8 protein-coding genes are annotated in these 7,999 nt (G+C 72.7%); 4 read left to right on the forward strand and 4 right to left on the reverse strand.

Features of this window, described 5'->3' with window-relative positions:
• From ABNT58_RS20325 to ABNT58_RS20340, 4 genes are all read right to left on the reverse strand, one after another.
• On the reverse strand, positions 1–1,982 hold a 1,982-nt coding region (locus ABNT58_RS20325; protein WP_348755235.1), incomplete at its 3' end, for a TonB-dependent receptor plug domain-containing protein.
• Positions 1,979–2,863, reverse strand: a complete 885-nt coding sequence (locus ABNT58_RS20330; RefSeq protein ID WP_348755236.1) for a hypothetical protein — start codon at positions 2,861–2,863, stop codon at positions 1,979–1,981. The genes ABNT58_RS20325 and ABNT58_RS20330, both read right to left, overlap by 4 nt.
• Before the next feature lie 115 nt (positions 2,864–2,978).
• Positions 2,979–3,434 carry a PEP-CTERM sorting domain-containing protein gene (locus ABNT58_RS20335; protein WP_348755237.1) on the reverse strand — a complete coding sequence of 152 codons (456 nt, stop codon included), beginning with the start codon at positions 3,432–3,434 and terminating at the stop codon, positions 2,979–2,981.
• Positions 3,431–3,835, reverse strand: coding sequence for a hypothetical protein (locus tag ABNT58_RS20340; protein WP_348755238.1), 405 nt, complete (start codon positions 3,833–3,835; stop codon positions 3,431–3,433). Before ABNT58_RS20340 ends, ABNT58_RS20335 begins: the two co-directional genes overlap by 4 nt.
• A 252-nt stretch (positions 3,836–4,087) precedes the next feature.
• On the opposite strand from ABNT58_RS20340, the gene ABNT58_RS20345 reads away from it, so the two are divergent.
• The 4 genes from ABNT58_RS20345 to ABNT58_RS20360 all read left to right on the forward strand — a co-directional run.
• On the forward strand, positions 4,088–5,227 hold the full coding sequence (locus ABNT58_RS20345; protein WP_348755239.1) for a ChuX/HutX family heme-like substrate-binding protein: 1,140 nt from the start codon (positions 4,088–4,090) through the stop codon (positions 5,225–5,227).
• A complete protein-coding gene (locus ABNT58_RS20350) occupies positions 5,224–6,087 on the forward strand; it encodes an ABC transporter substrate-binding protein (protein WP_348755240.1) in 864 nt (287 codons plus the stop codon). Before ABNT58_RS20345 ends, ABNT58_RS20350 begins: the two co-directional genes overlap by 4 nt.
• Positions 6,088–6,097: 10 nt before the next feature.
• Complete coding sequence (locus ABNT58_RS20355; protein ID WP_348755241.1) at positions 6,098–7,156, forward strand: iron ABC transporter permease; 1,059 nt, start codon at positions 6,098–6,100, stop codon at positions 7,154–7,156.
• On the forward strand, positions 7,149–7,999 hold an 851-nt coding region (locus tag ABNT58_RS20360), incomplete at its 3' end, for a heme ABC transporter ATP-binding protein (RefSeq protein WP_348755242.1). The genes ABNT58_RS20355 and ABNT58_RS20360, both read left to right, overlap by 8 nt.

The following is a 7,999-nucleotide window of genomic DNA, read 5'->3' on the forward strand; positions in this document are numbered from 1 at the left end:
CAGATCTGGCGCAGCCGCCAGCCTGCTTCCCAGCGGCCCTGCTGCCAGCGGCGGCCCAGGCTCAGGTTCGCGGTGGTGCCCGGTATGCCGGCGAAGAACGGACGCCCCGCCTGCCCGTCGCGCCAGCGTTCGGCCAGGATGCGCGAGAGGCCGAAGCTGCCGTACAGCTCACGCCCCTCGTGCTGCACTTCCAGCTCCACGCCGCGGCGCTTTTCATGGAAGGGCTGCACGACCTGGCCATCCGACACATCCAGATAGCTGGCGCCGTTGAGGTGGCGCGAATCGATGCGGTAGAGCGTCAGCCGGGCCTGGGTGCTGGCGCCCGAGGCCCAGCGTGGCGGCGTCCAGGCCAGCGAGATCTCGCGGTTCAGCGATTCGGTGGGCTGGATCGCATCGCCGCAGCCGTTGGGCAGCAACTGGCCGCCCTGCCCGTTCGGCAACGCACCGCAGGGGTTGGCCGCTTCCATGCCGAAGTAGTCGGTGAGCAGCGGCGGCCGGAAGCTCTCCACCACGCGGTAGCTCAACCACCAGGCCGCGCTCGGGTTCCACGCGATGCTGAGGCCCGGCGTGCGGCGCTCGAAGCGGTAGCGCCCGGGCTCGCCCGCAGCCTGCCGCATCAACGCCGCGGGGCCGTCGGCTTCCAGCATGTAACGGTCCCAGCGCAGGCCGGGTGTCACCGTCAGGGCGCCCAGCGTGAACGCATGCTGCAGCACCCAGGCCACCGACGAGCGGGTGCCCGGCGGCTGCTGCGCATCGAAGCCATCGGGATAGCGGCCATCGGGCCCGTTCTGGTAGGGGTTGTCGGTCAGCCGCCGCAGATCGCGCCGGTTGCGCAGCGCCTGTGCGCCCACCGTCAGCACGCCCTGCCAAGGGCCGGCCTGCCAGCGGGTGTCGTTGAAGACCTCGGCGGTCCAGATGTCGTAGTGCCAGCGGTCGTGCACCACGCCGGTGTCGCCGTCGTCCGGTGTCCAGGTACAGGGCGCCTGCGCGCAGCCGCTGGCGAAGTTGCTTTCGCCCGGCACCATGCGGTTGAGCAGGTGCGTGGTTTCATGCGCCAGCGTGCCGCGCAGCTTGAGCCACGACTGCGGCGGCTCGTACGTGAAGCGCAGGTTGAGCGTCTCGTCGTCCACCGTCTGGTGCACGTAGCCGCCCACGCCGGCGGTGCTCGAATTGGCGTCGTAGGGGGTGAACACTGGCCCGCTGCGGTAGGCGGTGCGGCTGAGTTCCAGCTGCAGGTCGTCCAATGGCGCCCAGCCCAGTTTGACCAGGCTGCCTTCCGATTGCGTGGCCGTCGCGGGGCTGCGTGCCCCACCCGCCAGCTTGAAGTCGCTGCCATCTCGCCGCACCAGCGACACCAGCAGGTCGGTGCTGGCCGTGGGCCGGCCGAAGGCGGTGAGCATGCGCAGGCGTTCACGGCTGTTGGCGTCGTAGCCCAGCTTCACCAGGCCGCCGGCGCGTTCGCCCGCACGCAGAAAGTCGGCGGCCGACTTGGTGGTGGCCACCACCGCGCCGCCGATGGCACCCGAGCCGGTGAGCAGCGAAGGGCCGCGTTCCACCGTCACCGACTTGATCAGCTCCGGCTCGATGAACACGCCGCTGCCAAAGCGGTACTTCTCGAAGCCCTTGACGCCGCCGTCGATCTTGAAGACCACGTCGTCGTTGCCACGGAAGCCGCGGATGTTGAACTTCATGCCGCTGGTGCGCGGCCCGCCCGCGGCCGACACGCCCGGCGCTTCCTGCACCAGGTCGAACAGGCTGCTGCTTTGCCGTCGCTCGATCATCTCGGCATCGAGCACCGTGCTGCTCTCGGTGGGCGGCAGCGCCACCGGCGGTGTGCGCTGGCCGCTGATGACGATGACCGGCGTGGCCTCGGCCTGCGCCGCGTCCACCGGCTGTGCCAGCGGCGCGCCGCTGGCCAGCACCAGCCCGAGGGTGGCGATGCCCGCCGGCCGCAGCGCGCCGGTTACCCAGGCGCGGCTCAACGCGCCGCCCGCGCCGGTGTATGGGCCGCGCCGGCCGAGGCGGTGGCAGGCACCACCGGCACCTGCGCTTCGGCCACGGCCGCCAGCAGGCCGGCCAGGCCCACCAGCGCCACCCGCGGCGCGCGCAGCGTGGGCACCGGCGCGGGCGGCGGCGGTGCGGCCGGCGGGCTGGCGTACACGGCCAGGTTGTCCAGGCTCATGTGGCCCACCTGTGCCTTGAAGTCGAAGCGGTAGGTGGCGGCCACCGGCACCTGCTCCCAGCGCCACAGCCATTCGCCGTTCACAGACGCGGTGCTCACCTCGTTGCCATTGCCATCGGGCATCACCAGCGTGGAAGCCTGCTGGAAGGTGGCCGCCGAGGCCGTGGCCGCCACGCCGTTGAGCGTGACGTTCATGTCGGGCAACGTGCCCAGGGTGCCGCTGCGCATCACCACCGTGCGGGTGCTGCCCACGGTGGCGCTGGCCGCCCCGGCATCGGTGAGCACCAGGTTGAACACCAGCGGCAGGCCCGGCACCTGGGAGAAGGCCAGACCGTAGATGTTGTTGATGCCGGTGCGCAGGCCGGTGCCGCTGGTTTCCTGCAGCACCGCGCGCAGGCCGGTGGATTGACCCACCGTGGGCCGGCTGAAGGTCCAGCGCGTGCCCGCATCGGGCACGAAGCCGCCCCACTCCGCATACAGCGCGCCGGCATCGGTGTTCTGCCAGGCCGCGCCGGTGTAGCCGGCCGCGCCCAGGAAGGCATTGGCGGGCAGGTTGAACGAATGCCACTGGTGGGGCGTGGCATCACCGCTCAGGGTGACGGCCGGGGCCCAGGCGGGCCAGGCCAGGCAGGCCGCGGCCAGGGACAGGCGCAAGGCGCGCCGCGGGTCGATGGAGGGCATGGAAAGCAGCAGCGGCGGGGCCGGGCCCCGGGGATGGGCCCCGAGGGCCGACCGAGAGATCGGCCCAGAGGGCCGACCCAAGAGATCGGCCCCGAGGGCCGAGGGAAGTCGCGCGTCAGGCGGCCTGGCGGCGACGGCGCGCCAGCATCACCACCATGCCCAGGCCACCCAGCATCAGCGCATAGGTCTCGGGCTCGGGCACCGGCACGGCCACCACCTGGGTGAACACATCGCTCTGCGTCAGCGTCATGCCGTAGATCTGCGCATGCTGCACGCCGGTGAAGTCGATGCTGAACGAGGTGATGGGCTGGCTGACGCCGCGCAGGTCCCACTGCAGGCCGTACTGGTTGATGTACAGCGACTCTTCACCCGTGGGCATGGCCACGGTGCCGTTGAAGAAGGCTTCCAGCGTGCTGGAGAAGGTGGCCGCCACGCCGGTGGTGGTGCCGGCGGCGGTGGTGTAGCTCAGCGTGGGCAGCACGCCGTTGTGGAAGTCGTAGGTCCAGGCTTCGCCGATGCCGACCTGGAAGGCCACCGTCTGCAGGTTGGCCAGCGGGGTGCTGTCGCTCACGCGCAGCGTGCCGCCGTTGTTGTTATCGCGCCACTGAAGCCGCCGAAGTACAGCGAGCCGCTGGCCACGTAGGGCGCGCCGCCATTGCCGTTGGACACCTTGCTCAAGGCCGCGGCATCGCTGCCCGCGCTGTTGACCTGCGAAGCGATCGGCGCCGGCCAGGCGCCCGTGCCCGGAAAGCCCGGATAGCCGGTGATGCCCGGCACCCCGTTCTGCGCGAAAGTGGTGAGGTTGACCCAGGCGTTGTTGCTCACGTTGTCGGCCGCGTCCAGCGCGCTGGCCAGGTCGACCTGGTGGTCGGTGTAGCTGCCGTAGGTCTGGGCACCGGCCTGCGTGGCGGCCAGCAGGCCGAGGGTGAGCACGGTGGCGCCAAGGGGCGTGTGGAAATGAACGGATGCCATGAAGAAGTCCTCCTGAGTGGATTGGGTTGGCGTTGCGCTTGGTCCAGCGGCGCCCTCCCCCACGGAGGCGAACCGACACCACAGATGATAATGGTTCGCATTCAGAAAGCAACAATCCGTGACGTTCGCAGGGGCACAGCACACATTTCATTTGCGAACGATTCTTGTTTATAGTCCGCCGGCTTTCCCGCTGTTCCCCCCCCACCCAACCGCAAGGGCTGGCCGCCGCACGCCCGAACCCGCCTGCTGTCCATGTCTTCTGTTCGCTCTTCCCACACCCGTCTGGCGGCCGCCCGGGGCCCCGCCTCGGCCGCCGCCTTGCTCGATACCTCGGCCGATCTGCGGCATCGGTTTGCGGCCGCCCGCCAGGCCGGCCAGCGCCACCGCGACGCAGCCGCCAGCCTGGGCCTGAGCGAAGGCGAAGCCGTGGCCCTGCACAGCGCCGCTGCCGGCGTGCCCGAGCACACCGCCGGCTTGCGCAGCGTGCGCCTGCGCGGGCCCTGGCTCGACCTGCTGCGGGCGCTGGAGCCCTGCGGCGCCTTGATGGCCCTCACCCGCAACGACGTCGCGGTGCACGAAAAAACCGGCAGCTACACCGGCCTGGCCGCCCAGGGCCCGGTGGCGCTGGCGCTGGGCGACGACATCGACCTGCGGCTGTTCTTCCAGCACTGGACGGCCGGCTATGCGGTGCATGAACCGGCGCGTGCCGGCGGCGGCGCGCCGACCCTCAGCCTGCAGTTCTTCGATGCGCAGGGCAGCGCCGTGCACAAGATCTACCCGCGCCCGGCCACCGACCTGGCCTGCTGGCAGCAGGTGGCGCAGGACTATGCAGACCCCGTCGGCACGCTGCCGGCGTTCACGCCGCCGCCTGTGCCAGAGCCGGCGCCGGATGACGACGGCGTGGACGTGGCCGCCTTCGGCCAGGCCTGGGCCGGCCTGCACGACACGCATGAGTTCCATGGCCTGCTCAAGCAGCATCGGCTGGAGCGTGAGCAGGCCTTGCGGCTGATGGCAGGCCGCTTCACCCAGCGTTTGCCCACCGATGCGCTGCGCCGGCTGCTGCACGGCGCAGCCGCTGCGGCGCAGCCCATCATGGTGTTCGTCGGCAACCCCGGCTGCATCCAGATCCACACCGGCCCGGTGCGCCGCATCGAGGTGATGGGCCCCTGGCTCAACGTGCTGGACGACGGCTTCAACCTGCATGTGCGGCAAGACCAGCTGGCCAGCGCCTGGGCGGTGGACAAGCCCACCGACGACGGCACCGTGAGCTCGTTGGAGCTGTTCGATGCCCAGCGGCGGCTGGTGCTGCAGTGCTTCGGCGCCCGCAAGCCCGGCCAGCCCGAGTCCGAAGGCTGGCGCCAGCTGCTGCAGGCCGTGAAGGCGGGCCGGTGAAGCGCCGGCAGTTGCTGGCAGCCGGGGTGGGCGCCGGCGCCGGCCTGGCCTGGCCCGCGCAGGCCCAGCCCGCACCACGCCTCGTCAGCGTGGGCGGTGCGCTCACCGAAATCGTCTACCGCCTGGGCGCGGCGGCGCAGCTGGTGGGCACCGACACCACCAGCCTGTACCCCGAGGCGGCGCAACGCACGCCCAAGGTGGGCTACCAGCGCCAGCTGTCGGCCGAAGGTGTGCTGTCGCTGCGGCCCGACGTGCTGCTGACCACCGACGAAGCCGGCCCGCCGGCGGTGATCGAACAGCTGCGCGGCGCCGGTGTGCGCGTGGTCAGCACCACCACCAGCCACGACCTGGCCGAGGTGCAGCGCAAGATCACCGCCGCCGGCCAGGCGACCGGGCGCAGCGCAGAGGCCGCGGCGCTGCAGCAGCAGCTGCTGGCCGATTGGCAACGCAGCCGCCAGGCCTTGCCCCGGCTGGCCGGGCCGGCACCGCGGGTGCTGTTCGTGCTGGCCCATGGCAATGCGCCGCAGGTGGCCGGCGCCGGTACCGCGGCCCAGGCCATGCTGCAGCTGGCCGGTGCGCGCAACGCGCTGCAGGGCTTCGACGGCTACCGCGCGATGACGGCCGAAGCCGTGGTGGCCGCCGCGCCCGACCTGGTGTTGAGCACGCAGCAGGCGGTGCAGGCCGCCGGCGGGCCGGCCGCCTTCTGGCAGCTGCCCGGCCTGGCCATGACGCCGGCGTTCGCGGCGCGCCGGCTGCATGCGCCCGATGCGCTGTGGCTGCTGGGCTTCGGCCCCCGGCTGCCGCAGGCGGTGGCCGAGCTGGCGCAGGTGGTGGCCGCCATTCCCGCGGCGCGGGCTTGAAGCGCCGGCCATGACCTCGCCTTTCCCCGCGCGGCGCCTGCCGCGCCCCTGGCTGCTGGGCGGCCTGGGCCTGCTCACGCTGGTGGCCTTGATGGGCGCTGCCGCCAGCGGGGCCTACGCGATTGCACCCGGCCGGCTGTGGCAGCTGCTGCTGCAGGCCTTTGCCACGCCATCGCCCGAAACGCCCGATGCCGACCATTTGGTGTTCTGGACGCTGCGCGCCCCGCGGCTGCTGCTGGCCGTGTGCACCGGCGCCGCGCTGGGGCTGGCGGGCGCGCTGCTGCAAGGCATCTTCCGCAACCCGCTGGCCGACCCCGGGCTGGTGGGCGTGTCCAGCGGCGCGGCGCTGGCGGCCGCCGCTGCCATCGTGGTGGGCGAAGCCTGGTGGCCGGGCCTGCCGCGGCTGCTGGGCAGCTGGACGCTGGTGGTCAGCGCGTTTGGCGGCGCGCTGCTGGTCACGGTGATGGTTTATGCGCTGGCGCAGGTGCGCGGCAGCACGCGGCTGACGGTGATGCTGCTGGCCGGCGTCGGCATCAATGCGCTGGCCGGGGCGCTGCTGGGCTGGGTCAGCCAGGTGGCCACCGACGCGCAGTTGCGGGCGCTGCAGTTCTGGCTGCTGGGCAGCCTGGGTGGCGCACGCTGGTCGGCGGTGGCGCTGGTGGGCAGTGTCACGCTGCTGGCGCTGCTCGGCGCGCTGCGGCTGGCGCGCCCGCTCGATGCGCTGGCGCTGGGCGAAGCGCAGGCCCATGCGATGGGCGTGTCGGTGGAACGCGTCAAGCGCCAGGCGGTGCTGTGCGTGGCACTGGCGGTGGGCGCCGTCACGGCGGTGGCCGGCATCGTCGGCTTCGTGGGGCTGGTGGCGCCGCATGGCGTGCGGCTGCTGGCCGGCCCGGGGCACCGCGGCGTGCTGCCCGGCTCGGCCCTGCTGGGCGCGGCGCTGGTGCTGGCGGCCGATGCCTTTGCCCGCACCGTGGCCGCCCCCGCCGAGCTGCCCCTGGGAGTGCTCACCGCGGCCATCGGTGCGCCCTTCTTCCTGCTGCTGCTGGTGCGTGGGAGAGCGCATGACTGAGGCGGGCTGCATCCGGCTGCAGGCGCTGCAGGTGCGGCACGGCGCCCGCACGCTGCTGGGTCCGCTGCAGGCCTGCCTGCGGCCGGGCCGGGTGACGGCGGTGCTGGGCCCCAACGGCGCGGGCAAAAGCACCTTGCTGGGCGGGCTCACCGGCTGGCGCCGGCCCGATGCAGGCCGCATCGATTGGCAAGGGCGGCCACTGCCCGACTGGCCCGTGGCCCAGCTGGCGCAGCACCGCGCCCTGGTGGCGCAAGACACGCAGGTGGCCGCCGACTTCCTGGTGCATGAGCTGGTGGCCCTGGGCCTGCTGACCGCGCGCCCGGCCGAGCCCGAAGCCTGCGTGCAGCAGGCGCTGGCCGCCTGCGGCCTGCAAGGCCTGGCCCGGCGCAGCGTGGCCACGCTGTCCGGCGGCGAACGCGCCCGCGCCCAGCTGGCCCGCGCGCTGGTGCAGATCGATGCGTTCTCGCAGCCGCCCGCCGGCCACCCGGCCCGCTGGCTGCTGCTGGACGAACCCACCGCCGCGCTGGACCTGCAGCACCAGCATGCGGTGCTGCAACTGGCCCGGCACTGCGCGCAGGCCTGGGGCATCGGCGTGGTCGTGGTGCTGCACGACCTCAACCTGGCGCTGCGCCATGCCGACGATGCATTGGTGCTGCAGCAGGGCCGCGCCGTGGCCCAGGGCCCGGTGCGGCAGGTGCTGCAGCCGGCGCTGGTGCAGCAGGTGTGGCAGGTGCAGGCGCGGCCGGCGCAGGCCGACGACGGCGTGCCGCAATACCTGTGGCAGCCGCCGGCGGCCGGCCCGCTCACATCACCGTGGCATGCGGGTGCAGCGGGTGGTCCAGC

It is taken from the genome of uncultured Aquincola sp. (assembly GCF_964001545.1).
Classification (GTDB): domain Bacteria; phylum Pseudomonadota; class Gammaproteobacteria; order Burkholderiales; family Burkholderiaceae_C; genus Aquincola.

Excerpts from the sequence above, each read along its gene's own strand:
- ABNT58_RS20330 (WP_348755236.1), bottom strand. The coding sequence starts at position 2,863 with ATGCCCTCCATCGACCCGCGGCGCGCCTTGCGCCTGTCCCTGGCCGCG.
- ABNT58_RS20340 (WP_348755238.1), bottom strand. The coding sequence starts at position 3,835 with ATGGCATCCGTTCATTTCCACACGCCCCTTGGCGCCACCGTGCTCACC.
- ABNT58_RS20345 (WP_348755239.1), top strand. The coding sequence starts at position 4,088 with ATGTCTTCTGTTCGCTCTTCCCACACCCGTCTGGCGGCCGCCCGGGGC.
- ABNT58_RS20355 (WP_348755241.1), top strand. The coding sequence starts at position 6,098 with ATGACCTCGCCTTTCCCCGCGCGGCGCCTGCCGCGCCCCTGGCTGCTG.